We start from the raw sequence: 22,432 nt of genomic DNA on the forward strand, positions 1-22,432 counted from the left end.
CTTTTGTGCTTATGCCAAAGAGGTGCTTTTACGGGTTTCTGACGATTTTTCTTTTTCCACTGTTCCTTTGAGCCGTAAGCGGAAAGCCGTGTCTGACCGCCCGATCCATAAATGGAACAAGCCGTCACACACGGCAGGCAAACCGGGAAGAATGATTTTATCCGTCCGACCGTACACGCTCGGCCAGACATATAAAATCATACTTCCTTGCCGGTGGTTTGCCCGGTTTCACGCCTCCGGCTATGTCCCTTTTCCTTTTGGCGTTTTCCCTTTTTTACGGATTTCTCTTTTGAAGTTTTCCTGTCCAATCTGCCTCCACTTCCGTTTACCTCCATTTTCGCGTCTTTCAGTGAGCCGCATCAGACAGTCATTTCCGTTCTGGGCGCAAAGGTAATTCCGGGATTGGACGGGAATGCAAGGTCAAGCCTCCTGTTTTCGGAAAAAATCTCCAGCCCTGCGGGTAGTATTTTTCCCGAAAAACCTTGCATTCCCTAATCCCTACCTTTTCAAGCACCCGAAACGAAAACGACCAATGCGACAGAAAGACGCATAAAAAAAATGTCGGATAAACGAGAGACAGATAAGATAGTTTGAAACTCAACTCCCTCAGCTCTTGAATCCGCATTAAAAAACAAAAAAATCAAAAACAGCGAAGATATGACGGCAACGGCAAATTTCAGACAAATGGCGCAGTACATAGGGCTTGCGATATGCGGCTTGATGGTGCGCACCGCCTTCGGGATGTTCGGCATCTTTTGGGGCATTATTAGAGAGATTGTAAACGGAGTGTTCCGAGTGGCGATAGGTGTAATCGTGGCTATCCTTTCCACTATTGCCTTCTTCGGCTTCATCCTTTGGTTATTCACCCTTTAACCCCTACTGACATGGCAAAGAGAAGCAGCAAAACGGCAGCGCAGCAGTGCAGATACTACGAGGTGGACAACATCTTCGTGTACATGGTGGAAACATACATCAACGGCAACATATCCGTGTTCCGTGAACTCTACCGAGAACTGAACAAGGACGCACGGAGGGACTTTACAGACTTCCTTTTGAGCGAGGTTGAGCCGACCTATTGGAGAGAGATACTGAAACAGACAATCTAAAAACGACAGCGATATGAAAGGAACAGAACATTTCAAGAGAACGATACAGATGCACTTGGAGCAGCGTGCGGCGGAAGATGCGCTCTTTGCGAAAAACTACCGCAACCCTGCCAAGAACATAGACGATTGCGTCACCTACATTCTCAACTACGTGCAGCGGAGCGGTTGCAACGGCTTCACGGACGGGGAGATATTCGGGCAAGCAGTCCACTACTATGACGAGAACGAGATAGAGGTGGGCAAGCCAATCCAATGCCAAGTGGCGGTGAACCACGTTGTGGAACTCACGGCAGAGGAAAAGGCGGAAGCACGGCAGAACGCAGTCCGCAGATACCAAGAGGAGGAACTCCGCAAGTTACAGAACCGCAGCAAGCCGAGAACCGCCACCAAAGCGACCGCACAAGAAGTACAACAACCCAACCTATTCAATTTCTGATTATGAAACCGAGAACACCCATACAGCAGGAAGTCGCACGATTGAGCGAGCGACTGCCGAAATTGACCGCCACACAGAGGGCATACGCTTTCCGCCATTGCTTCAAGCATTACGCCATCAAGAGGGCGGACGGCACGAACATCTGCACCGAGTGCGGACATTCGTGTAGGAGTGAACATGACCTTGCGGACACCGTTTGCGGATGCACCTGCCCGCATTGCGGAATGGAGTTGGAAGCGTTGCGCACCCGAAAGAGCGTGTTCAGCGAGAACGAGTATTTCTCCATCGTCACCACCTGCAAGCAGTACCAAGTGATACGCTTCTTCTTCGTCAAGTCCAGATACAAGGCAGGACAGGCAGCCGGGTATTCCATTTATGAAGTGGTGCAAAGGTGGATTTCGCCCAAAGGCACAACCGTCACCGTTGCCCGACTGCGTGGTATGTCCATACTTTACTACGACCTATGGGCGGAATACAGCGACATGGAGGTACGCAAGAACAACAAACTCCGTGCATACGATATAAACCCCGTCTGCACCTATCCCCGACAGCGTTTCATTCCCGAACTGAAACGCAACGGATTCAACGGCGAATACCACAACATCCTGCCTTACGACCTTTTCACGGCTATCCTTTCCGACAGCCGAGCCGAAACGCTGTTGAAGGCAGGGCAATACCCCATGTTGCGCCACTACATCCGCAGTTCCTTTGACATGGAGAGGTATTGGGCATCCGTGAAGATATGTATCCGCAACGGCTACACCATTTCGGACGGCTCCATGTGGCGTGACACCATAGACCTCCTGCGGCATTTCGGCAAGGATACGAACAGCCCGAAGTACGTTTGCCCCACCGACCTCAAAGCCGAACACGACAGACTTATGCACAAGCGCAACAAGGAGATAGAGCGCAAGAAGTTGGAGGAACGCATCCGCCAAGCGAAGAAGCACGAGAAGGCATACCGCAAACTCAAAGGCATATTCTTCGGCATTGCCTTTACGGACGGCACTTTGCAGGTGCGTGTGTTGGAGAGCGTTGCGGAGTTTGCAGCGGAAGGGACGGAACTGCACCATTGCGTGTTTTCCAACTCCTATTTCCTTGAAAAGAACTCCCTTATCCTATCCGCCACCATTGACGGCAAGCGCATAGAAACGGTGGAGGTTTCCTTGAAGACATTGGAAGTTGTGCAAAGTCGTGGCTTGCACAATTCCAATACCGAGTACCACGACCGCATTGTAAACCTTGTGAACAGCAACGTGAACCTTATCCGCCAGCGAATGGAAGCGGCATAGTATCAACCTATAATACCCAATAGTATGGAAGTAAGAATTGAAAGTATGATTTGTCTGTGGGACGATAAAATCCCCACGATGTTCCTTGAATTTGTGAACCTCCTCACTCTGGCAACGAGTGAGGAGCAGTTAAGACGGAGTGTAAAGGACTTTGCCGAAAAACACGAACTTGACAGGTTTTTCCTTTACGGCTTCGGCTCCCACCATTTCTACCTACACCAACGCTATACGAGCAACCCCGAAATGGTGATGCAAAACAGAGTGCTGTCAGTACATTTTTAACCACTCTAAATAAAATCAACGATTATGGCAACACGAATGACCATCAACGGAATAAGCACCTGCACCGAAGCAGGTACGGAGAAATACGAGCGTTTCCAATTAGGTATCGGCAGACGCAAGCGGACACTTGTGCAGTACGACTACCGACACACGGACGGAGAGTTATACTCTTGTGTAAAACCCACATTGGACGAGTGCCGAGCCGCACGGGACAAGTGGGTCATGGCAAAGGGAGGGAAGGAGGACAACCGATGAACACAGCCTATCAAACGCTGATAGTGAAGTTCAGCGAGCCTATCAAAGCATTGGACGGCATCTTTGACGATGCCGAAGCGTGGGGAGTTGATACCCTAAAAGGGTGGATAGACGACTACGAGAGCAGCAGGTTTACCGCCATCAATAGCCATACGGCAGTCATCACAAGCGAGTACAATATGGAGTGCCTGATGGAATGGTTGAAACGAAACACACCCATTGCCGAGATAACAGAATGTTAAACAAGTTGGCGGTGTCCGCACCGCCAACCTAAAACCAAGAAAAGCATGATAGCAAAGACGATTTTACAGCAGATAGGCGGCAGACGCTTTGCCGCCATGACGGGAAGCAAGGACTTTACAGACATGGGCAACGGCTTACGCATGAGCCTTGCGAGGAACAAGACAAGCGCAAACCGCCTTGACATCATCTACGATGCCGGCTTAGACCTCTACAATATGCGTTTCTACCGCAGGACGTTCAGTAAAAAGACATTCGAGTGCAAGACAAAGGACATCGAAACGCACGAGGGCATATATTGCGATATGCTGGAAGAAATGTTCACGATGGTAACGGGACTCTACACCCGTTTTTGAGTGGTGGCGGCGAAAGCCGCCCTACTTTCTTTCGGTGAGCATGATGGCGGACAAAGAAAGTAGCAAAGAAACCGCTGTCCCAATCTACGATAGTATTCACCAAAACAAGTTTCAATCATGGAAGAAATCAGGCAGAACGGAAAAATCATCCTGCACAGCGATGACGGGACAAGCATAAGGATGATTTTCAAAAACCTCACGGGGAGGAATTTTCAAGGTCAGGAATATGCGGAGTATATCCGGCATATCGCAATCGGGGAGATGGGATTTTCGCCCGGCATCATAGAGCATTGCAGGGACGGTGAAGTAATCGGCAAAGGAAAAATCCCGAATGTATGAAAAGCGGAAACTCCGATGAAGTTGCGGCTTCATCGGAGTTTCATTTGTCAGGCATTTGCCATATTACGGAATGTACAGCAGCGCAAACTCCGCCTTTCTCCGTTTGAGCAACATGGCGTGCCGTTTACCCTTGTAGTTGCAGAAAGCGATATATTCCCGGTAAATGTTCCTGTCGCCCGCCTCCAATTTTCGGATCAGCGTGCTTTTGGGTATCTTCCCGCTCCCCAAAAGCCGGTATGGACCGACATTGTAGGCGAGCGTGGCAAGGAGCAGACTGTCACGCCCGAATTTGCGGAACATGGCGCAGAACTTCCGCAAGTCTTTCCGCAGGAGCGCGTCCGCCTGCCGCTTCGTCATGGTGCGTGCCGAATACCTTTCCCCCGGCTGCACCTGATGACCCCAGCCCACGTATGGGTGGTGTTTCTCCGAGTGCCAGCCCTCAAAATACTTCGTACAGCGAACCGCCCGCTCGAAAGGCGGCAGGCGGTAGATTGCCGCCTGCCCGTCCGTCCCCTTCTGACGGCTGTCCCGTGCGGACACGGAGCAGACCGCCAGAAGCGAACAGAGGATAGCCATGAATGCACGCATCATCTCGGCAGAGGTTTGAAATTGCCTATGGGGATGACGGTCTGAATGTCATCCTTCACGTTCCGGTTGTTGAAGTCAAATTCCAATTCGTAGGAATTTTTGAAATTGTCCTCAACCACCACGATGAAGTTGTGCGCCTCGTCGCCCTCTGCCGTATAGTACAGCCGGAACTTCTCGTTTTCGAGCAGGTAGCGGTCGTTGGGCAGGAAAGTGATGCCGCCCGCCATTTTCAGCGTGCCTTCCCCCTCGAACTGGAAATACCGGATGGTGTAGAGCGTGTTGGCGTAATCGCCCGTCCTTTTCAGCTCACAGCGGATTTCCACCGTCTGCCCCTTTGTGACCTTGTTGGGCACGGGCATCGTTTCCACCGTGAACGGATAGGATTGCTGGATGTCCATGTCATCGTCACACGATGCGAGGGTGAGCGACACGGCGGCGAACAGGCAGAGTGCCAACGCCTTGAAGATGGATGTTCTCTTGTTCTTGTTGTTCAGTATGTTCATTGTCCTTTGATTTTTAAGTTATTGTTCATTTCTTTTTTTGCTGTCAGTTGCAGATACTCGTTCAAGTCCTTGCAACCGTCATAGAGTGCGGAACGGTCGGTGACACGTCCGCCGTAGCGTTTGCCAAGAACGTCAAGCGTCCTCCGCCCGGCTTCGTCACGGTCGAGGAAGCAGTCGATACGCCTGTACCCGTCCAAGTGTTTCACCGCCTTGCCTATGTTGGCGACGGAGTTCAGCACAAGGCTGTCGCCATTGCCGCCTATGCCGAGTGTGTCAGCGGACAAAAAGTCCATGAAGCCCTCGAACACGCTGCACACGTCAGAGGCGGTATCTTCCGGTTTTATCAGTGACACATCTTTCGGTGGTACGCAACCTTTGAATAGTTTGCTCCGGATTTCATAGCCGCCAGCCACGTTCGGGAAACCGATTGCGAAATACCGTTTTCCACGCACGCCGTAGTTCAGACGGCAGCAGTGACGAGATGCAACGGCATAAGGGATGCCCCGTTCCGCCAGATATTCCGTCAGTGGTGAGCGGAGCAGTGGGACGGCTTCCACTCCCTCAAAGGCAGGTTTGGACGGTTCCGGCAGGTACAACGGCTTTTCCGCTGCGACCAACGGCATACGGGCGGTTTCCGCTATGAATCTCGTCTGCGCCATGAAGTCGCCGCTTCGGGCAAACTCCCCGGCAAGCGTGAAGATGTCGCCGCCCCTGCCCAAACCGAAGTCGTACCAGAGTCGTTTCGCCACGTTTACGCGGAAAGAGGGCGTGCGTTCACTGCGGTACGGCGCACGATACCAAAGTTCGTTTCCGCTCCTTCGGACAGGCTCATGTCCCAACCGTGCGAGAAAGTCCGCGAGGGATATTTGCCTCATGGCGTCTATATCCGTCCGTTCCATGCGGCGCATCAGTTGATGACGAACTTGATGCCCAGCCCCCATTGGCAGTGGAACTTCCGGGTGTCGCCACCCCACAGGCAACGCTCCCGGAGGTTGGCGAGCAGGGCGATACGGTCAGCCACGTAAAACTCCACATCGAGCGTCAGCGCACCGCCGTAGACGAAGGCGTCCCGGTCATGCAGTGTCGAGCCGTCATGCAGTACCTTTTCGCCCCAATTCACCGATTCATACCCGGCGAGAGCCGAAGCCCCCGCATAGACGAACACGATTTTACGGGCATCGGAAAGTATCTTGAAATAGTAGCCGCCTTCCGCCGTGAACTGCGCCACAGGTATGGCGGTGTCCTTGTACGGGTTGTTTTTCAGGAGATACTCACCTCCGAACACCCATTTGTTACCCTTCTTCGTGTAAGTGGAGAGAGCCGCCCCGAAACTGTACCCGCCGTCGTTGCCGCCGGGTTTGAAGCCATCTGCCAGATTCGCCCTTGCCTCGATGCCCTGCATCTTCGGCAGGCATCGCTGGGCGTGCGCCTGCCCTGTGAACAGGGCAAGCGACGCGATGATTATTGCGATGTGCTTTCTCATGGTCAGCGCACTTGAAGTTCATTGATGGTATTGGCGCGCACCAAGTCCTCGTTCTCAATCACGAAAGACTGGTGACGCCCCCCGTTTTTCTCGTTCAGCTCCACCACGAGGCACTTGCCGTCGGGGATGGTGAACTTCGCCATCGTGAAGACCGTGCGTTCGCTTTTTTTGCCCGGCACGAGCGTGGCGTAGTTCTGCGCGCGGAGCGGCAGGATGATACGCTCCTGCACGGCGGTACGCTTCGCCACCTTCTTGTCCACGATTTTCCACGTGATGTAGTCCACATCGAAAGGCACGTTGCTCTGGTTCCTGATTTCCGTGTGGAAATACAGAAGCCCGTTGTGCGTGTAGATGCCTTTCAGAAGGTACTGGATGCCGAAACGCTTGCAGCCGATATGCTTCACCTCACGCTTGTTCTGCTTGTGGATGGACTTCATGATAAGGCGTACCAGCATGGGATTTTCACTGCCTAATTCTTTCAGGTAGATTTCCTGCGCGTTGTTCGGACGGTTCACCGCCTCGCCGTCATGGATGAAGTCGCACATCTCCACGTTGAGCAGCAGCGGTTCGGCGGCGTACTTCACGTTGAAAGTGTAAAAATTCCCGTCCTCCGTGATTACGGACATATTGGTTTCGTTCGGGAAGTTCCTCACGGTAGCCTTCACGCGGATGACGTTCTCCGCTCCGTCGGCTTTGCCCGCGATCAGGTCGGGCGAGCCTAAATCGACATAGCGCACCTCCGCCGGGAAGATGACATGCACGGTCTTGTCGTAGGTCACTTCCAAGCCGTGCGGGGGAACCATGCGGTCAAAACCCAGCTTTCTCGTCAGACCGTGATACAGGTCGCCGTTCGCTTCCTTCTGCGGATAGACCTCTTTTGTCAAGGTCGGTTGTTCACTGCCGTTGGTCGTTTCAACGGTTACGTTTTCCTGCGCGTTGGCAGTTGCGATGCCCATAGCGAGGGCAAACATCATGATTACTTTTCTCATTACTTTGGATTTTTAGTGGTAAATAAAAATTTGATTGATTGTTTCCTTAATTCACCTCCTGATAGAGCATGACCCTATACCCGGCTTTCAGATGCACTTTGACGGTGCGCATCTTCTTGGCAATGTACTGGCTCGTGCCTTGTATCAGCCCCTTGCCCAAGTCGGAGGCGAGCTGCGCCCCGGCATTGGTGGAGATGTTGATGCTGCTGCCGAGCGAACCGCCCATGTTGGCGGCAACCTCCCGGACAGCGTTCATCTCCATCGAGTTGGGGATGAATATGCCGGGCTGCCCGTCTGTGTCATAGACCTCCAACTCCACCGGGATAATCGTACCGTCGTGTTCCAGAGAGGTGATTTCAATGCCGAGCCGTTCGCCCTGAATCTTGGCTGCGCCGACCACCACCGTATTACGTGGGATGATCCTCTCAGCTACCGCCATCGGCTCCAGCAGCCGCAACCTGACCGCCTGCCCGTCCGTCACGCTTTGCGCCCCATAGACACATGCCGGTATGGTGTTCCTGTCCGATACGGTCGTGACGCCCACCGCCGTGTTGAAACTGCGGTTGCGCTCCTGCGAGAACGTGGTGACAAATTCGGCATTGCTCATGGGCTGTCCGAGCGAGGACACCACTTGGTGCGTCACTTGCCTGACGGGTTTTGCCGTGTTCTTTCCGGTTTTCTGCACGGGGGACGGCTCTGCGGTCTGTCCCGCTGCCGCCTGCGTGCCGTTCTGACCGCCCATGTACTTCGCCGCCAGTTCGTAGGATTTTTCCATGAGTGCCACCTGCTCGTCCATCGTGGAGCTTCTCTCTTTTCCGCTTTCCAGTTCGGATTCGAGCGTGGCGATGCGTTCCAGCAGTTCGTCCATCTCCGCATTGTCGTTCTTCGGCTGCTCGTAGAAGTTGCCGAGCGTGGCATTGAGGTCACGGTAGGCGGCTGCCGATGATTGGATGGTCTTCGGTGCGGGCTTCACCGCCTCTTCCGTTCCGCCGGGATTGGCAAGGTCGAAGTCGCCGCCATTGTCCGCTTCCGCCGTTTCGCGGTCGAACAGGTCGCCCAACTGCTGCATGGCGCGGCTGCGGTTCTCCTGCCTTTCCTCCATCGCCCCCTGCTCGTAGGCTTTCGCCTTGTCACCGATAATCCGGCGGTTCTCCTTGTCCGCATCGGGCATCTCGATGTTGTAGCCGCCCGTTCCCGGCTCCTGCTCCTTGCCGGAGGACGGGGCGAATATCAGCCACATCGCCCCGATGAATACCAGCACCATAGCAGGAAGCACTATCATTTTCTGGCGTTTCAGCCGTTGGGCTTCGGTCAGCGGCTTGCGCTCCTTTTTCGGCTTGTCGTTGCCGGGAGCCGCCTTGTTTTCGTTTTTGGGTTCATTCTTCGTCTGTTCCATATAAATAAGGTGTTACGTTGTGATTGTTATCCGGCTTCACGGACAGTTCCACCTGTCCGGCATGGTCTATCACCATCCGGCTGCCGTCATTCCTGCCGATGTCATAGACGGCTTTACCGAAAGTGTAGAGGGCAAGCGTGGCGAATGTGGCGAGCATCGCCAGCACGATGCGCCTGCGTGTCTTCGGCGGCAAGCCGTCCAGATACCCTTTGAGCCGTTCCACTAGCATTTTCTTTTTGTCGTGGAGTTTCCAGTACGCACTCCACAGTGATTTCTTGATTTTCTTCATGTCCGTTTACCTTTTGATGGTTTGTAAATCCTTGTTCTCGATGATGGTGAATCCTTCGATGGTGAACCCGTTGGGGTTGTCGTCCGAACGGGACGAGTTCAAGAGGCGGCATGTGGTCACGAGGCTGCGCTCGGTGACGTTGCTCTGCCGGATGATTTTCTGCGTGGCGTAGGTCACGGCACGGTAGGGATAGCCGTTGAAGTCGCACACCACGCTGTCCACCTTCAGCACTTGGTTGATGTTCCCGGCGATGATGCGGTTGTAGTACCCCTTCTCGGCGAAGTCCGAATAGTAGTTGTACACGCTCTTGTCCGCCAGCAGCAACGCACGCTTCACGTTGTGTTCTATCGCGCTCTTTTCGGGCGAGAGCGTGAAAAACAGCTCGTGGAAGCGGCGCACATGCTCCCTCGCTTCCGCCGGACGGTTCTGCGAGAGGTCCTGCGAGAGTGCCAGCATCAGCGACTTGCCGTTGTCCAGCACATAAATCTTTTCCCGCTGCCGCTCCGCGAAGCGGTAGGAACTCCACACGCTCCATACCGTTATCACGGCGCACAGCGAGAGGAAGACGATACCGAACAGGCGTATCTGCCTGAACGATGATTCGATGTTTTTAAGTGACTTGAATTCCATTTTACTTTTTCCGTTTATAATTGCACATTGATTATTTCAGCAGTTTCCCGGCACGTCCTACCACATTTCCTGCGGTAGCACCCGCCACGCTGCCCGCCATGCCTCCGGCGCGTCCCGCCATCTGGTTCACGTTGCGCCCGTAGCCGCCCATGCCCCCGGCTTGGATGATCCAGCCCGCCACCGTCGGAATGGTGAAGTAGCCGATGATGCCGATAATCATGAACACGATATACACCCCGTCGCTGGAATCCAGCGAGAAGTTGGGGTCGGTCTGCATGCGCTCGATGTCGCTCTGGAGCATCAACACCTGAATCTTGGCGAGTATGGTGCTGAATATGTCCGACACGGGCAGCCACAGATAGACCTGAATGTAGCGGCATATCCACTGCGTGAGCGTGCTTTGGAAGCCGTCCCACACCGATATGGCGAAGGCTATCGGACCGAGTATCGCCAGCACCACGAGGAAGAACGTGCGGATGGTGTCTATCACGAGGGCGGCGGCTTGGAACATCAGTTCCAGTATCTCGCGGAAGAAGTCGCGGATGCCCTTCTTCATCTTGTACATCCCCCGGTCGATATACATCCCCGCCATCGTCACCATGTCGGAGGGCGACCAGCCCAATTCCTCCAACTGTTTGTCAAACTCCTCGTTGGACACGAGGTAGGCGGTTTCGGGATTGCGCACCATCGCCTCGTATTCCAGCCTGTCCTTCTGCTCCCGGTACTTGTTCATGTCCAAAGTCTGCGTTTCGAGCAGTTTCGCCGTACCCTGCACGACGGGCGAGAGGACGCTGTTTATCGTGCCAAGCACCACCGTAGGGAAGAACATGACGCACAGACCGATGGCAAAGGGGCGGAGCATCGGGAAGACGTCTATGGGTTCGGCTCTCGCCAACGACTGCCATACCCGGTAGGCGACATAGAAGAGCGCGCCCAGCCCGGCGATGCCTTTAGCCACGCCCGCCATGTCAGCGCACAGCGGCATCATCTGCTCGTAGAGCGAGCGGAGAATCTGGTGAAGGTTGTCGAACTCCATAGGCTACCAGTATCTTTCGTTCATGCTCCCGTACAGCCCCATGATGCGGTCGAGGTCGTTTTTCTTCTTCGCACGCAGGTAGCTCACGCTGATGTTCTTGTTGGTGTAGTAGCTCACGAGGTTGCGGTAACGCTTCATCTTGGAGTGGCAGCGTTCCACCACGTCCATGCGCTCCTTGTCCGTCATGGAGAGCGTGGTGATGTTCACCACGTTCTTCAGCTCCGTAAGCACGTCATTGGATTCTTCCAGCAGCTTCGTGTAGCCGAAGGCGATGGCTCCGAGTTCCTCCACCGTGAAGTTGTCGTCGCGCAGCATCTTTTGGAAGTTGGTCACGTAGATGTCCGTGATGTCGCCCACCATCAGGATGGTCTGCTGCACCTTGCGGGCGTCCTTGACCAGATTGTTCACCGATTTGAGAGCGTCATAATACTTCTTGCCCTGCTCGTAGATTTTCACCGTTTCCTGAAAGTTGTTCACCATGTTCGTGGCGGTCTTCGAGGTGTGGATGATGTTCTTCGAGGCGTTGATGATGCCCTGCGCCAGATTTCCCGGATCGCTCACGACCCATTGGGCGGAAGCCCTGCCCGCGAAAAGCAGGCACAGGCAGATGGCGAATGTTATTCTTGTTCTCATGTTTCTTTGGATTTTAGCGGTTTATTATTTTTCTACCGGAGTTTCCGGCTGCGGCTTCACACGCACGTAGTCCCCATTCGGTGAGAAGGTCAGCACGTCGGTGGCTTCGTTATACGCCACGTCGATGCGGAATCCGGTGTTCATGAACAGGTTGCCGTTCTCCTCCTGCAAGAGATAGGTTTCCGGTTTCAACCTGCGGCGGATGCCGCTCCGTTTGAATACCGTCACCTTGTAGGCTCCGCCCTCCTTGTAGATAAGCACGTCGGGCTTGCCCTCCACGCTTTCCCAGTTCCCGCACAGCAGGTCGCGGCGGTTCTCCGCCACGTCGCAGGATTGCAGCACCATGACCGCCAATCCGATTAAACACTTGCTGACTTGCAGCATCTTCATTCTTGATATGCTCATACGCTTTTCTTTTTTCGTTGATAAATCTGTTTTACTGATTATTGATTACTTATTTCTTGTTTCTCCGTCTTTCGGCAAGCTGCCGGATGGCGGCTTCGATGTCTCCGCCCAATTGCTCCGCCAGACGGTACACCTCCACCTTTTCCGTTTCCTCGGTGGTGTACGCCAGATACTCTTCCGCGCTCACCTCGGTGGCATAGACCGCCGACTGCGTGCCGCCCAAGCCTATCCACACCTCCTTGTAGAGCCGTGAGGGGTTGTTCGCCATATTGATGGAAAGTATCTGCGACTTTTCCTTCTCCGTCAGTCCGAGCAACGCCTGAATCTGGTCGAACTTGTTCATGTACTTGCGCTGGTCGAGCAGGATTTTACAGTCCGAGTTGTTGATGATGCTCTCCTTGACGACGGGCGAGGAAATGATGTCGTCCACCTCCTGCGTCACCACGATTGCCTCACCGAAATACTTGCGCACCGTCTTGTACATATAGCGCAGGTAATCAGCCATATTTACCGAAGAAAGAGCCTTCCAAGCCTCTTCCACGATAAGCTGCTTACGCACACCTTTCAGACGCCGCATCTTGTTGATGAAGGCTTCCATGATGATGATGGTCACTACCGGGAACAGTTCGCGGTTGTCCTTGATGGAATCAATCTCGAAGACGATGAACCGTTTGCCCAGCAGGTCGATATTCTCCGCCGAGTTGAGCAGGAAGTCATAGCGTCCGCCCCGGTAATACTGCCGCATGGTGGTGAGCATGTTGTCGATGTTGAAGTCCTCCTTCTCCACCTTGATGTCACGCTCCGCCAGTTCCCGGCGGTAGTCGTCGCGCATGTACTCGTAGAAGGTGTTGAACGAGGGGACGATGCTCCGGTCTGCCCTGATGCGCTCGATGTAGGCACTCACGGCACTTCCCAATTCCCCGCTTTCGGTTTTCGTCACCTTGTCGTCCTCCGACTTCCAGAGCGTCAGCAGCAGCGTCTTGATGCTGTCCTTCTTCTCCACGTCGAACACGTAGTCGTCGGTGTAGAACGGGTTGAAACTGATGGGCTTCTCCTCCGTGTAGGTGAAATACACGCCGTCCGTGCCGCCCGTCTTGCGCCGTATCATCTCGCATAGCCCCTGATAGGAGTTTCCCGTGTCCACCAATACCACATGCGCGCCCTGCTCGTAGTATTGTCGCACAAGATGGTTCATGAAGAACGACTTGCCGCTGCCCGAAGGACCTAATAAGAACTTGTTGCGGTTTGTGGTGATGCCCCGCTTCATCGGCAGGTCTGAAATGTCGAGGTGCAGCGGTTTTCCCGTGAGCCTGTCCACCATCTTGATGCCGAAGGGCGAGAGCGAACTGCGGTAGTTGGTTTCCTCCGTGAAAAGGCACACCGCCTGCTCGATGAAGGTGTGGAAACTCTCTTCCGCCGGGAAGTCCGCAGCATTGCCGGGCATCGCCGCCCAATAAAGTGTCGGGCAGTCGATGGTGTTGTGGCGCGGCACGCACTCCATACTTGCCAGCTGGCTGCCCACGTCGTTCTTTATGTGCTTCAGCTCCTCCGCGTCGTCGCTCCACGCCATGACGTTGAAGTGCGCCCGCACCGAGGTCAGCCCGTAGGAGTGCGCCTCGTTCAGGTAGCGGTCTATCCACTCGCGGTTGATGCTGTTGCTTCTTGAATAGCGCGAGAGCGACTGCATATTCCTTGCGGACTTCTCGAATTTTTGGAGGTTCTCCTCGCTGTTGTCGATAATCACGTACTGGTTGTAGATGTGGTTGCAGGAGAGCAGCAGCCCCACCGGGGATGCGAAGGAGAGGCGGCAGTCCGAGCGGTCGGTGGAGAGTTTTTCATACCGGGTGTCGGTAGCCACCGTGCCGGGAAGGTCTTCCGCGTCGGACAGGGTGTGCAGGCACAGGCGGTTGTCGCCGATGCGCATCTCCCGTGCCGAGAGGTCGATGTCCTGCAACGTGGCATCGCCTTCGGGCATGAGCGAGAAATAACGCTCTATCAGTCCGGCTTTGCCGTCCGTCCCCACTATCTCGTCGGTGGAGAGGCGGCGCAGCCTGACGAAGCCGCTGTCGTTGATGATGCGCTCGAACTGTTCCGCAGCCTCCATGAACTTCGCGGCGGTTTCCTTGTCCAGTTCCTTCGGGATGATATGCCCCCGGCACAGCGTACTGAAATTGCTCTGCATCCGGTTACGCTCCTTCGTCGTCTTGGTCAGGTAGAGGTAGCAGGTGTGCTTCAGGTACGGACGCTCGTTGAAGTGACGTTCGAAAGAGCGGCTTAAAAAGCTCATGTCCTCCTTCTGCAATTCCGGCGTGTACTTCTCCTTGATGAACCAGTCCTGCTTGTGGACGATGGAGAAGTCCGGCAGCACCTTGATCGCCTTGCACCAGCAGCCGTGTATCGCCTCGTACTCCGCGCCCGTCACGGTGTAAAGCTCCGGCAGCTCCACCTCGAAAGCCACCGTGATGTCGGCGTCTTTGGAAATGATGCAGCCTTGTTCCACCGCTAATAGCGGGAACTTGTTTTCCAGTGTTGTCATTTTGGATGTATTCCTCATGTCGTTTCTTCCTTTCGTTTCCGTTTGAATAATCGGGTGATCCGCCGCCGGTTGATAAGGTATCGGGGATGGCTCCTTGTTGCCCCTAATTTCATAAGCCCGTGTTCGCCGTACCGGGCGTTCAGCGCGAAGGTCTGCCATACGAGTATGGAAGACGATGCCACGCCGAAGCCGATACATACCCACTGGTCAATGCCGACCATGTAGAGGATGACGAACAGGACGAAGAGAGCCAGCAGACCTCCGCAGAAGATGAAGAGGTACTGAGCCTTCAAGCCCTTGAACTCTACCGGACGGCCGATACCCTTGTTTATCGGGTATTCAGCCATACATTGGTTTATTAAAGGAAGAATGAGCGCAGGATAGTGGCGGCGACAATCAGGAAGATGCACGCCCCGAACCACGAGGCGGCAGTCTTGGAGGTGTCGGGATCGCCGGACGAGAATTTCCCGTACACTTTCACGCCCCCGATAAGCCCGACTACCGCACCGATGGCGTAGATGAGTTTCGTGCCGGGGTCGAAGTACGAACTCACCATAGAGGTGGCTTCGTTGATGCCCGCGATGCCGTTTCCCTGCGCGAAGGCGGAGGCGGTTGCGGCAACCAGAAGTGCCGCTGAGAGGATAAGTTTCTGTCTGTTGTTCTTATTCATAAACTGTTCTTGTTTTGTGCCGTCAAAAGGGTGGATGGTCCTTTATCGAGCGGTTGATATTCGGTTACTTTACTTTGGTTTAGTGGATTGCCCGTTTGTTTCTACGGACTTGGGTGTGTCCGTTGCGGACCGGCTGTTCCTTGTACCGCCATGCGCGTGGATGATGCCGTCTTACGTTTTCATTGTCATTCTTTTTTTATCGTTATACATAGTTGCGGATGTCGAAGTCCTCAATATTGTCCGGGACGACAAAATCCTTTTTCGGTTTCTTCAGCCGGATTTCGATAAGCCCCTTGATGCGGATGCTCATTTCAGACGAGCCGGTCATCAGCTTCTCGTATAGTTCCGTCCCTTCCATGTCGGTGAAGACCTTTGCCGCCCGCTCCCGTTCCGTCGCTGTCGCTTCCGGGGTCTTGGCGGTTCTGACCGCATCGTCTATCTCGTCGAAGCTGCTTCCCGATGCCCTCGGCGCGTCGGGAGTTTCTTCCTCCGGCTCGTCCTCCCCGAATTCCAGTTCCGAAGGCGTGAGGCTCGTGAAAGTTTCGTCGAGTTTATCCTCCGGGACTTGGGCGGGACGGGACACGGTTTCCGTGTTTCCGTCGTCAAAAGTAGCCTCTTCCTCCGTCAGCTCAATGCCTTTTTCCGAAGTGGCGGCTTCTTGCGTCGGTATGGCAGCGGTTGTCCGGGTCGATGCCATCCTGAAACGGCTCTTGCCGATGATGTCCGGGGGGTCTGCGGGCGGTGTGTCCTTTACTGTTTCGGTTTTTGCAGCCGTGCCGTCCAACGACCGCCACAGTCCGGCTATGCTTCTTAGGAAGCGGACAAGTCTGGTTTCCATGATTCTGTCATAAAGGAGCAGGAACAGGAACCACAGGTTGCAGCCGACCGATACGGTCAGCAGAATATCAGTCATGCTTATTGTTTCACTCATGCACGTTCTCTTTTTTTGAGGGTTAAAATACTGCGTCGTAATTCTGGGCGTAAAGGCTCTTTATCGCCTCCTCGCACTGGTTGAAGTGGTGCGTAAGCACATGGTCGATGTAGGCGGACAGCGACAGCCGGTCATGCCCGATCACACGGGTGATGCGCATGATGCGGTCGTGGTACTCCGGGCGCACATAAGCCATCTTTCCCTCGCGTGCCTTCACTTCGGCATCACGGATGAACAGCCGTTCATAGTCCTTCTCACCGCATTTGCCGCATAACGGCACGGGGGACAGGATTTCCACACTCGCCTGCACTTGGGCAAGCATACCGCCGCCGTCATGCTGCGGACTTCTGTTTTTCTGGTTCTTTTCCATATTCAAATCAAGTCTTCACGTTGTTTCTTGTACAGTTCGTTTATTTTCTCCTTGTGCTGTTCCAGATGTTGGCGCAGCACGGTATCCACGTAGCCGCCTACCGAGATTTCACGCCCGGCGATGTCGTTCACGATTTTGAGAATCTTGCTGTGAACGTCGCGGCTGATATAGACACACTGGCGCGTCTTTATCTCGTTGCGGCGGAGGAACAGCCCGGAATAGTCGTCCTCCTGCCGTTTGCGGCGGACGGTGTCCCTCTGCGGCTTTTCCTTTGCCGTATATTGCACGGGCGGCGGTTCCGTCTCAGGGACGCTTTCTTCTTCGGGAGCAGGTGCGGGCGGCTCCTGCGCGTGGTACAGGGTCCCGTCCTGCCTGCGTCTGCCGATGGAGGCTATCAACAGCTCTTCGTCGATGCCTTCGGTGTTCACTTTCCTGCTGCCCATGATTATTGAGGTCTGATGATACGGCTTATCTCTTCCGAGAACTCACGGATGCCGCTCCCTTTCAGCAGGGACGCATCCATCGGGAAGATGGTCGAGCGGAACACGCTCTTGCGCTCTTCCGAGAGGTCGCGCCGGAACTTCTTGCTGTCGGGCAGGCGGGTGGACAGCACCGGCAGCCCCATCTCGGCGATCACATCCTCATACAGGTCGTAAAGCCCGTTCTTCTCCCTGCCGTCCACCATCGTCCAGAACAGGTACAGCCCTTTTGTTTTCGCCTGTCCCGTCGTCATGAGGTTGTCACGGAACATCACGGCGAATTGCAGGGTGCTTTCCACGACAAAACGGTCGGCACTCATGGGCGCGAAGATGTAGTCCATCTGCGAGAGGGTCTTGACCACGCCCTTGCTTTTCAGGGTTCCCGGCATGTCGAAGAACACGACGTCGGGTCTCACCTCTTCTTCGGCAAGCATCCTTTCGGCGTCATCGAGGGCGTTAAGGGCGTCGCTTGCGATGACCGGGTAGGCGTTCTTCCTTATCTTGCGGAAGTGGTCACACGCGAGTGCCTTGAAATAGAGGCTCCCGCCGATAAGTCCCGTTTCACGTTCACGCAACCCGTGTATGCTGTGCTGCGGGGCGTCGCAGTCTATGACGGCGACATTGTGTCCTTTCACGTTGTGGAGGTAGTTGGCGGCAAGTGCCGTGACGGTGGATTTGCCGATGCCCCCTTTCTGTGTTGCGAATGCAACGAATGTTTCATTACTCATGGTTCTGTTGGTTTTAATGGTTGATGAATTGTTTTCCTGCTCCGATACGGAATCGGTGACATGTATATCCGCGTCCGCGAATCTCCGCCCGTCCGGTTCGTCACGTATCCGCTTCAACGGTGGGGCAGGGATTCGGATAACTGGTGAATGACGACATTGCGTCATGAAGTCATTGAATCCGTGAATCACCGCGTCATTGGAAAGCCGGGTATCCGGAGGTTCGGGTATCCGGTCAGGCAAATAGCCGCCGAAGCGGTTTGCCGGGTATTTGAAAGCCTCATTTTTCATATCTTCAAATCGTTCGTTTCTTGAATCATGCTGCAAATAAACAAGGATATTTTGGAACCTGTACCACTTCCCCGGCAAGTGGCGGCATGTTGCGCCGGTTGGCACTGATTGTCCGGGTCAAGCCTCTGTCCGATACCGCTTTAAGGGCGTAACTTTGCACCCGAACGGCAGGGTTCGCCGCAGGTGGCGCAGCCCGGAGTTTGAAAGGCATTCCCCCAATCCGTCCCCGACGGATTTTTATGTTCGCCTGAACATAGCAAGATGTCTTTTCAGCCGCTCAAAACGTTTTGAGCAGCCACGAAAAGCACTTGCCCTTGCAGGGGGCGGGCTTCCTCTCCGAAGTCGGGAAGCCTTTCAGACCTGCGGTGTCTGTGACCCCAAGCGGCGGCTTATGCCGTCCATCCGCTAAATCCAAAGTTTATATGAAAGAGAAAAGAAACAAGACCGGGAGAAATCCCAAACTTGATCCAGCGGTGTTCCGTTACACCGTCCGTTTCAACGAGGAGGAACACAACCGTTTCCTCGCCATGTTCGAGAAGTCGGGCGTTTACGCCAAGTCGGTTTTCATCAAGGCGCACTTCTTCGGGCAGCCGTTCAGGGTGCTGAAAGTGGACAGGACGCTGGTGGATTACTACACCAGACTGTCCGATTTCCATGCGCAGTTCCGCGCGGTAGGCACGAACTACAACCAAGTCGTGAAGGAACTCAGGCTGCATTTTTCCGAGAAAAAGGCAATGGCGTTGCTCTACAAGCTGGAGCAACAGACCGTCGAACTCGTGAAACTGAGCCGTCAGATTGTGGAACTTTCAAGGGAAATGGAGGCGAAATGGTCGCAAAAATCAGTGTAGGAAAGTCGCTGTACGGCGTGCTTGCCTACAACGGGGAAAAGATCAACGAGGCGAAAGGGCGGCTGCTCACCACCAACCGCATCTACAATGACGGCACGGGGACGGTGGACATACGCAAGGCGATGGAAGGTTTTCTCGCCTGTATGCCGGAGCATACGAGGGTGGAGAAACCGGTACTCCATATCTCGCTCAACCCGCATCCCGACGATGTGCTGACCGATACGGAATTGCAGGACATCGCACGCGAGTATCTGGAGAAACTCGGCTACGGGACCCAGCCGTACCTTGTTGTCAAGCACGAGGACATAGACCGCCACCACCTGCATATCGTGACAATCAATGTGGACGAGAAAGGCAGACGGCTCAATCAGGATTTCCTCTTCCGCCGCAGCGACCGCATCCGCAGGGAACTGGAACGGAAGTACGGGCTGCACCCGGCGGAGCGTAAGAATCAACGGATAGAGAACCCTCTGCGCAAGGTGGACGCTTCGGCGGGCGACGTGAAGAGGCAGGTCGGGAATACCGTCAAGGCTCTGAGTGGACAGTACCGTTTCCAGACGATGGGCGAATACCGCGCCCTCCTTTCCTTATATAATATGACGGTGGAGGAAGCGCGGGGAAACGTGCGCGGACGTGAGTATCACGGGCTGGTCTATTCCGTCACCGATGATGCCGGGAACAAGACGGGCAACCCGTTCAAGTCCTCGCTTTTCGGGAAGTCCGCAGGCTATGAAGCCGTGCAGAAGAAGTTTGCCCGTTCCAAACAGGAGATTAAGGACCGGAAACTCGCCGACATGACGAAACGCACCGTCCTTTCCGTGCTTGAAGGCACGTATGACAAGGAGAAGTTCGTTTCGCGGCTCAGGGAGAAGGGTATCGACGCCGTACTGCGCTACACGGAGGAAGGGCGCATCTACGGAGCCACGTTCATCGACCACCGCACGGGCTGCGTGCTGAACGGCTCGCGCATGGGCAAGGAGCTTTCCTCCAATGCCTTGCAGGAACACTTCACGCTGCCTTATGCCGGACAGCCGCCGATTCCGCTGTCCGTTCCGGTGGAAACAGGAGAGGATATGCGCGGACAGACCGCATCCGACTACGAGAACACGGCGGGCGGTGTCGGTCTGCTCACTCCCGAATGTCCGGCTGTGGATGCCGAGGAGGAAGCCTTTATCCGGGCGATGCAGCGCAAGAGGAAAAAGAAGAGGCGCAAGGACTTGGGAATGTAACCGGAAGTATCAACAATAAATATTTTTCAATCTATGTCACAACAAGAAGACGATTTGAGGGCATTGGCGAAAATCATGGATTTTCTGCGTGCCGTGAGTATTATTTTAGTGGTCATGAACGTGTACTGGTTCTGCTATGAAGCCATACGGCTCTGGGGCGTGGACATCGGCGTGGTGGATAGAATCCTGATGAATTTCAACCGCACGGCGGGGCTGTTCCGTTCCATCCTCTACACGAAACTGTTCGCCGTCCTCCTGCTTGCCCTGTCCTGTCTGGGGACAAAGGGCGTCAAGGGAGAGAAAATCACTTGGGGAAGAATCTGGACGGCACTTGCCGCAGGGTTCGTGCTGTTCTTCCTCAACTGGTGGATACTGGCATTGCCGCTGCCGGTTGAAGCGGTGACGGGACTTTACGTGCTGACCGTCGGCACGGGCTATGTATGCCTGCTGATGGGCGGTCTGTGGATGAGCCGCCTGTTGAAGCACAACCTCATGGATGATGTGTTCAACAACGAGAACGAGAGCTTCATGCAGGAAACACGGCTCATCGAAAGCGAGTATTCGGTCAATCTGCCCACACGCTTTTATTACAGGAAACGTTGGAACAACGGCTGGATTAACGTAGTGAATCCCTTCAGGGCTTCCATCGTATTGGGTACGCCGGGCAGCGGAAAGTCATACGCGGTGGTAAACAGTTTTATCAAGCAGCAGATAGAGAAGGGCTTCTCGATGTATGTCTATGATTTCAAATTCAGTGACTTGTCCACGATTGCCTATAATCATCTGCTCAACCACCCGGAGGGATACAAGGTGAAGCCGAAGTTTTATGTGATAAACTTCGACGACCCGCGACGCTCGCACCGTTGCAATCCCATTCACCCGGACTTCATGGAGGACATCACGGACGCTTACGAGAGCGCGTACACCATCATGCTCAACTTAAATAAAAGTTGGGTGCAGAAGCAGGGCGACTTCTTTGTGGAATCGCCCATCATCCTTTTCGCGGCTATCATCTGGTATCTTAAAATTTTTCAGAACGGCAAGTATTGCACGTTCCCCCATGCCATCGAGTTCCTGAACCGCCGCTATGAGGATATTTTCCCGATTCTGACCTCTTATCCCGAACTGGAGAACTATCTCTCACCGTTCATGGACGCATGGCTCGGAGGGGCTGCCGAGCAGTTGATGGGGCAGATAGCAAGTGCAAAAATTCCGCTCTCGCGCATGATTTCCCCGCAACTCTATTGGGTAATGTCAGACAGCGAGTTTACGCTGGACATCAATAATCCCGAAGATCCGAAAATCCTGTGCGTGGGTAATAATCCCGACCGTCAGAATATTTACGGTGCGGCTCTCGGTCTGTATAACTCCCGTATTGTGAAGCTCATTAACAAGAAGGGGATGCTGAAGTCTTCGGTAATTATAGACGAGCTTCCGACGATATATTTCAAGGGACTGGACAACCTTATCGCCACCGCGCGAAGTAACAAGGTTGCCGTGTGTCTGGGATTTCAGGATTTCAGTCAGTTGGTACGTGACTACGGGGACAAGGAAGCCAAAGTGGTGATGAACACGGTCGGAAATATCTTCTCCGGTCAGGTGGTGGGCGAAACAGCCAAGACGCTCTCCGAACGCTTCGGAAAGGTGTTGCAGAAACGGCAGTCCATTTCCATCAACAGGCAGGATGTTTCCACCTCCATCAACACGCAGATGGACGCGCTTATCCCGCCGAGCAAGATTTCCGGATTGACGCAGGGCATGTTCGTCGGTTCGGTGTCCGACAACTTCAACGAGCGTATCGAGCAGAAGATTTTCCACTGTGAGATTGTCGTGGATGCCGAGAAGGTCAAGCGCGAGGAGAAAGCCTACAAGCCGATACCCGTAATTACTGACTTCACGGACGAGGATGGCAAAGACTGCATGAAGGAAACAGTGCAGGCGAATTACAGGCGTATCAAGGAGGAGGTGAAACAGATTGTCGCCGACGAGCTGGAGCGTATCGCGGGTGACGAGAACTTGAAACATCTGTTGCAGCAGAAATAGCCGGCAGACGGCAACAAAAACGGGCGGGGCAAGTTTGAGACCTTGTTCCGCC

At 54.3% G+C, this 22,432-nt stretch carries 31 protein-coding genes; 12 read left to right on the forward strand and 19 right to left on the reverse strand.

The features are described 5' to 3' along the window. Positions 1–9: 9 nt before the first annotated feature. Positions 10–201: a hypothetical protein gene (locus tag HMPREF9009_RS09615; RefSeq protein WP_014224645.1), complete on the reverse strand. Its 192-nt coding sequence runs from the start codon at positions 199–201 to the stop codon at positions 10–12. A 456-nt stretch (positions 202–657) separates the two neighbouring features. Between HMPREF9009_RS09615 and HMPREF9009_RS09620 the strand changes: the two genes are divergently transcribed. The 9 genes from HMPREF9009_RS09620 to HMPREF9009_RS09655 all read left to right on the forward strand — a co-directional run bounded on the left by HMPREF9009_RS09620 (position 658) and on the right by HMPREF9009_RS09655 (position 4,306). Next, a complete protein-coding gene (locus HMPREF9009_RS09620) occupies positions 658–873 on the forward strand; it encodes a hypothetical protein (protein WP_007366490.1) in 216 nt (71 codons plus the stop codon). Positions 874–884: 11 nt separating this feature from the next. Then, positions 885–1,106 (forward strand): hypothetical protein, encoded by a 222-nt coding sequence (locus HMPREF9009_RS25120; RefSeq protein ID WP_007366491.1) that lies wholly within the window; start codon positions 885–887, stop codon positions 1,104–1,106. A gap of 13 nt (positions 1,107–1,119) precedes the next feature. Beyond that, complete coding sequence (locus HMPREF9009_RS09625) at positions 1,120–1,542, forward strand: PcfK-like family protein (protein ID WP_049702013.1); 423 nt, start codon at positions 1,120–1,122, stop codon at positions 1,540–1,542. A 2-nt stretch (positions 1,543–1,544) separates the two neighbouring features. Further along, entirely contained in the window at positions 1,545–2,834 is a 1,290-nt protein-coding gene (locus HMPREF9009_RS09630) for a PcfJ domain-containing protein (protein ID WP_049702014.1), read from the forward strand. Positions 2,835–2,858: 24 nt separating this feature from the next. Next, on the forward strand, positions 2,859–3,116 hold the full coding sequence (locus tag HMPREF9009_RS09635; protein ID WP_049702015.1) for a hypothetical protein: 258 nt from the start codon (positions 2,859–2,861) through the stop codon (positions 3,114–3,116). Between the two features lie 24 nt (positions 3,117–3,140). After that, positions 3,141–3,371, forward strand: a complete 231-nt coding sequence (locus HMPREF9009_RS09640; protein ID WP_049702016.1) for a DUF3873 domain-containing protein — start codon at positions 3,141–3,143, stop codon at positions 3,369–3,371. Then, complete coding sequence (locus tag HMPREF9009_RS09645) at positions 3,368–3,613, forward strand: DUF6956 domain-containing protein (protein WP_049702017.1); 246 nt, start codon at positions 3,368–3,370, stop codon at positions 3,611–3,613. The genes HMPREF9009_RS09640 and HMPREF9009_RS09645 overlap by 4 nt, the downstream gene beginning before the upstream one ends. Positions 3,614–3,658: 45 nt before the next feature. Beyond that, positions 3,659–3,967, forward strand: coding sequence for a hypothetical protein (locus tag HMPREF9009_RS09650; protein ID WP_049702018.1), 309 nt, complete (start codon positions 3,659–3,661; stop codon positions 3,965–3,967). A 117-nt stretch (positions 3,968–4,084) separates the two neighbouring features. Continuing rightward, on the forward strand, positions 4,085–4,306 hold the full coding sequence (locus tag HMPREF9009_RS09655; RefSeq protein WP_009276858.1) for a DUF7688 family protein: 222 nt from the start codon (positions 4,085–4,087) through the stop codon (positions 4,304–4,306). Positions 4,307–4,369: 63 nt separating this feature from the next. Here the strand turns inward: HMPREF9009_RS09655 and HMPREF9009_RS09660 are convergent, their stop codons facing one another. From HMPREF9009_RS09660 to HMPREF9009_RS09745, 18 genes are all read right to left on the reverse strand, one after another. Continuing rightward, positions 4,370–4,897, reverse strand: a complete 528-nt coding sequence (locus HMPREF9009_RS09660) for a glycoside hydrolase family protein (protein WP_049702019.1) — start codon at positions 4,895–4,897, stop codon at positions 4,370–4,372. Further along, complete coding sequence (locus HMPREF9009_RS09665; RefSeq protein ID WP_049702020.1) at positions 4,894–5,397, reverse strand: DUF3872 domain-containing protein; 504 nt, start codon at positions 5,395–5,397, stop codon at positions 4,894–4,896. The genes HMPREF9009_RS09660 and HMPREF9009_RS09665 overlap by 4 nt, the downstream gene beginning before the upstream one ends. Further along, positions 5,394–6,296 (reverse strand): toprim domain-containing protein, encoded by a 903-nt coding sequence (locus HMPREF9009_RS09670; RefSeq protein WP_049702333.1) that lies wholly within the window; start codon positions 6,294–6,296, stop codon positions 5,394–5,396. The genes HMPREF9009_RS09665 and HMPREF9009_RS09670 overlap by 4 nt, the downstream gene beginning before the upstream one ends. Positions 6,297–6,304: 8 nt before the next feature. After that, positions 6,305–6,880, reverse strand: coding sequence for a conjugal transfer protein TraO (locus HMPREF9009_RS09675; protein ID WP_049702021.1), 576 nt, complete (start codon positions 6,878–6,880; stop codon positions 6,305–6,307). A 2-nt stretch (positions 6,881–6,882) separates the two neighbouring features. After that, positions 6,883–7,869 (reverse strand): conjugative transposon protein TraN, encoded by a 987-nt coding sequence (gene traN / locus HMPREF9009_RS09680; RefSeq protein ID WP_049702022.1) that lies wholly within the window; start codon positions 7,867–7,869, stop codon positions 6,883–6,885. A gap of 46 nt (positions 7,870–7,915) precedes the next feature. Continuing rightward, the gene (gene traM, locus HMPREF9009_RS09685) at positions 7,916–9,265 is read right to left on the reverse strand and encodes a conjugative transposon protein TraM (RefSeq protein ID WP_049702023.1); all 1,350 of its coding nucleotides are present in this window, start codon (positions 9,263–9,265) and stop codon (positions 7,916–7,918) included. Continuing rightward, complete coding sequence (locus HMPREF9009_RS09690; RefSeq protein ID WP_049702024.1) at positions 9,246–9,554, reverse strand: TraL conjugative transposon family protein; 309 nt, start codon at positions 9,552–9,554, stop codon at positions 9,246–9,248. Before HMPREF9009_RS09690 ends, traM begins: the two co-directional genes overlap by 20 nt. Before the next feature lie 6 nt (positions 9,555–9,560). Then, entirely contained in the window at positions 9,561–10,184 is a 624-nt protein-coding gene (gene traK, locus HMPREF9009_RS09695) for a conjugative transposon protein TraK (RefSeq protein ID WP_004308925.1), read from the reverse strand. A gap of 31 nt (positions 10,185–10,215) precedes the next feature. Continuing rightward, positions 10,216–11,220: a conjugative transposon protein TraJ gene (gene traJ / locus HMPREF9009_RS09700; RefSeq protein ID WP_049702025.1), complete on the reverse strand. Its 1,005-nt coding sequence runs from the start codon at positions 11,218–11,220 to the stop codon at positions 10,216–10,218. Between the two features lie 3 nt (positions 11,221–11,223). Then, entirely contained in the window at positions 11,224–11,853 is a 630-nt protein-coding gene (locus HMPREF9009_RS09705) for a DUF4141 domain-containing protein (protein WP_049702026.1), read from the reverse strand. Between the two features lie 24 nt (positions 11,854–11,877). After that, positions 11,878–12,258: a DUF3876 domain-containing protein gene (locus tag HMPREF9009_RS09710; protein ID WP_049702027.1), complete on the reverse strand. Its 381-nt coding sequence runs from the start codon at positions 12,256–12,258 to the stop codon at positions 11,878–11,880. 49 nt (positions 12,259–12,307) lie between these two features. After that, entirely contained in the window at positions 12,308–14,812 is a 2,505-nt protein-coding gene (locus HMPREF9009_RS09715; RefSeq protein WP_049702028.1) for a TraG family conjugative transposon ATPase, read from the reverse strand. Next, on the reverse strand, positions 14,809–15,141 hold the full coding sequence (locus HMPREF9009_RS09720; protein WP_007366512.1) for a DUF4133 domain-containing protein: 333 nt from the start codon (positions 15,139–15,141) through the stop codon (positions 14,809–14,811). Before HMPREF9009_RS09720 ends, HMPREF9009_RS09715 begins: the two co-directional genes overlap by 4 nt. A gap of 11 nt (positions 15,142–15,152) precedes the next feature. Continuing rightward, positions 15,153–15,464, reverse strand: a complete 312-nt coding sequence (locus HMPREF9009_RS09725) for a DUF4134 domain-containing protein (RefSeq protein WP_009016663.1) — start codon at positions 15,462–15,464, stop codon at positions 15,153–15,155. 202 nt (positions 15,465–15,666) lie between these two features. Beyond that, entirely contained in the window at positions 15,667–16,395 is a 729-nt protein-coding gene (locus HMPREF9009_RS09730) for a conjugal transfer protein TraD (protein WP_083444171.1), read from the reverse strand. Between the two features lie 22 nt (positions 16,396–16,417). Continuing rightward, entirely contained in the window at positions 16,418–16,765 is a 348-nt protein-coding gene (locus HMPREF9009_RS09735) for a DUF3408 domain-containing protein (protein WP_049702029.1), read from the reverse strand. Between the two features lie 2 nt (positions 16,766–16,767). Then, entirely contained in the window at positions 16,768–17,208 is a 441-nt protein-coding gene (locus HMPREF9009_RS09740; RefSeq protein ID WP_005944168.1) for a DUF3408 domain-containing protein, read from the reverse strand. Between the two features lie 2 nt (positions 17,209–17,210). Then, positions 17,211–18,260, reverse strand: coding sequence for a ParA family protein (locus HMPREF9009_RS09745; protein ID WP_083444172.1), 1,050 nt, complete (start codon positions 18,258–18,260; stop codon positions 17,211–17,213). Between the two features lie 422 nt (positions 18,261–18,682). Here HMPREF9009_RS09745 and mobA point away from each other — a divergent pair, with 422 nt between their 5' ends. Genes mobA through mobC form a run of 3 tightly spaced genes read left to right on the forward strand, consistent with a single transcriptional unit; the run spans position 18,683 to position 22,380 of the window. Continuing rightward, positions 18,683–19,108 (forward strand): conjugal transfer protein MobA, encoded by a 426-nt coding sequence (gene mobA, locus HMPREF9009_RS09755; RefSeq protein WP_005944180.1) that lies wholly within the window; start codon positions 18,683–18,685, stop codon positions 19,106–19,108. Beyond that, positions 19,087–20,337, forward strand: a complete 1,251-nt coding sequence (gene mobB, locus HMPREF9009_RS09760) for a conjugal transfer protein MobB (protein WP_049702030.1) — start codon at positions 19,087–19,089, stop codon at positions 20,335–20,337. Before mobA ends, mobB begins: the two co-directional genes overlap by 22 nt. A gap of 33 nt (positions 20,338–20,370) precedes the next feature. Then, positions 20,371–22,380 carry a conjugal transfer protein MobC gene (gene mobC / locus HMPREF9009_RS09765; RefSeq protein ID WP_049702031.1) on the forward strand — a complete coding sequence of 670 codons (2,010 nt, stop codon included), beginning with the start codon at positions 20,371–20,373 and terminating at the stop codon, positions 22,378–22,380. Positions 22,381–22,432 lie beyond the last annotated feature (52 nt).

The organism is Bacteroides sp. 3_1_13, assembly GCF_001185845.1.
Taxonomy (GTDB): Bacteria; Bacteroidota; Bacteroidia; order Bacteroidales; family Bacteroidaceae; genus Bacteroides; species Bacteroides xylanisolvens.

What these genes read in the sequence shown, in the direction of transcription:
- HMPREF9009_RS09670 (WP_049702333.1), bottom strand. Translation starts at nt 6,296, where the DNA reads ATGGAACGGACGGATATAGACGCCATGAGGCAAATATCCCTCGCGGAC.
- HMPREF9009_RS09720 (WP_007366512.1), bottom strand. Translation starts at nt 15,141, where the DNA reads ATGGCTGAATACCCGATAAACAAGGGTATCGGCCGTCCGGTAGAGTTC.
- HMPREF9009_RS09645 (WP_049702017.1), top strand. Translation starts at nt 3,368, where the DNA reads ATGAACACAGCCTATCAAACGCTGATAGTGAAGTTCAGCGAGCCTATC.
- mobC (WP_049702031.1), top strand. Translation starts at nt 20,371, where the DNA reads ATGTCACAACAAGAAGACGATTTGAGGGCATTGGCGAAAATCATGGAT.
- HMPREF9009_RS09715 (WP_049702028.1), bottom strand. Translation starts at nt 14,812, where the DNA reads ATGAGGAATACATCCAAAATGACAACACTGGAAAACAAGTTCCCGCTA.
- HMPREF9009_RS09660 (WP_049702019.1), bottom strand. Translation starts at nt 4,897, where the DNA reads ATGATGCGTGCATTCATGGCTATCCTCTGTTCGCTTCTGGCGGTCTGC.
- HMPREF9009_RS09690 (WP_049702024.1), bottom strand. Translation starts at nt 9,554, where the DNA reads ATGAAGAAAATCAAGAAATCACTGTGGAGTGCGTACTGGAAACTCCAC.
- traN (WP_049702022.1), bottom strand. Translation starts at nt 7,869, where the DNA reads ATGAGAAAAGTAATCATGATGTTTGCCCTCGCTATGGGCATCGCAACT.
- HMPREF9009_RS09725 (WP_009016663.1), bottom strand. Translation starts at nt 15,464, where the DNA reads ATGAATAAGAACAACAGACAGAAACTTATCCTCTCAGCGGCACTTCTG.
- HMPREF9009_RS09650 (WP_049702018.1), top strand. Translation starts at nt 3,659, where the DNA reads ATGATAGCAAAGACGATTTTACAGCAGATAGGCGGCAGACGCTTTGCC.
- HMPREF9009_RS09655 (WP_009276858.1), top strand. Translation starts at nt 4,085, where the DNA reads ATGGAAGAAATCAGGCAGAACGGAAAAATCATCCTGCACAGCGATGAC.
- HMPREF9009_RS09615 (WP_014224645.1), bottom strand. Translation starts at nt 201, where the DNA reads ATGATTTTATATGTCTGGCCGAGCGTGTACGGTCGGACGGATAAAATC.
- HMPREF9009_RS09635 (WP_049702015.1), top strand. Translation starts at nt 2,859, where the DNA reads ATGGAAGTAAGAATTGAAAGTATGATTTGTCTGTGGGACGATAAAATC.
- traM (WP_049702023.1), bottom strand. Translation starts at nt 9,265, where the DNA reads ATGGAACAGACGAAGAATGAACCCAAAAACGAAAACAAGGCGGCTCCC.
- HMPREF9009_RS09710 (WP_049702027.1), bottom strand. Translation starts at nt 12,258, where the DNA reads ATGAGCATATCAAGAATGAAGATGCTGCAAGTCAGCAAGTGTTTAATC.
- HMPREF9009_RS09735 (WP_049702029.1), bottom strand. Translation starts at nt 16,765, where the DNA reads ATGGAAAAGAACCAGAAAAACAGAAGTCCGCAGCATGACGGCGGCGGT.
- HMPREF9009_RS09625 (WP_049702013.1), top strand. Translation starts at nt 1,120, where the DNA reads ATGAAAGGAACAGAACATTTCAAGAGAACGATACAGATGCACTTGGAG.
- HMPREF9009_RS09675 (WP_049702021.1), bottom strand. Translation starts at nt 6,880, where the DNA reads ATGAGAAAGCACATCGCAATAATCATCGCGTCGCTTGCCCTGTTCACA.
- HMPREF9009_RS25120 (WP_007366491.1), top strand. Translation starts at nt 885, where the DNA reads ATGGCAAAGAGAAGCAGCAAAACGGCAGCGCAGCAGTGCAGATACTAC.
- HMPREF9009_RS09665 (WP_049702020.1), bottom strand. Translation starts at nt 5,397, where the DNA reads ATGAACATACTGAACAACAAGAACAAGAGAACATCCATCTTCAAGGCG.
- mobA (WP_005944180.1), top strand. Translation starts at nt 18,683, where the DNA reads ATGAAAGAGAAAAGAAACAAGACCGGGAGAAATCCCAAACTTGATCCA.
- HMPREF9009_RS09730 (WP_083444171.1), bottom strand. Translation starts at nt 16,395, where the DNA reads ATGAGTGAAACAATAAGCATGACTGATATTCTGCTGACCGTATCGGTC.
- HMPREF9009_RS09740 (WP_005944168.1), bottom strand. Translation starts at nt 17,208, where the DNA reads ATGGGCAGCAGGAAAGTGAACACCGAAGGCATCGACGAAGAGCTGTTG.
- HMPREF9009_RS09620 (WP_007366490.1), top strand. Translation starts at nt 658, where the DNA reads ATGACGGCAACGGCAAATTTCAGACAAATGGCGCAGTACATAGGGCTT.
- HMPREF9009_RS09640 (WP_049702016.1), top strand. Translation starts at nt 3,141, where the DNA reads ATGGCAACACGAATGACCATCAACGGAATAAGCACCTGCACCGAAGCA.
- HMPREF9009_RS09745 (WP_083444172.1), bottom strand. Translation starts at nt 18,260, where the DNA reads ATGAAAAATGAGGCTTTCAAATACCCGGCAAACCGCTTCGGCGGCTAT.
- traJ (WP_049702025.1), bottom strand. Translation starts at nt 11,220, where the DNA reads ATGGAGTTCGACAACCTTCACCAGATTCTCCGCTCGCTCTACGAGCAG.
- mobB (WP_049702030.1), top strand. Translation starts at nt 19,087, where the DNA reads ATGGTCGCAAAAATCAGTGTAGGAAAGTCGCTGTACGGCGTGCTTGCC.
- HMPREF9009_RS09630 (WP_049702014.1), top strand. Translation starts at nt 1,545, where the DNA reads ATGAAACCGAGAACACCCATACAGCAGGAAGTCGCACGATTGAGCGAG.
- HMPREF9009_RS09705 (WP_049702026.1), bottom strand. Translation starts at nt 11,853, where the DNA reads ATGAGAACAAGAATAACATTCGCCATCTGCCTGTGCCTGCTTTTCGCG.
- traK (WP_004308925.1), bottom strand. Translation starts at nt 10,184, where the DNA reads ATGGAATTCAAGTCACTTAAAAACATCGAATCATCGTTCAGGCAGATA.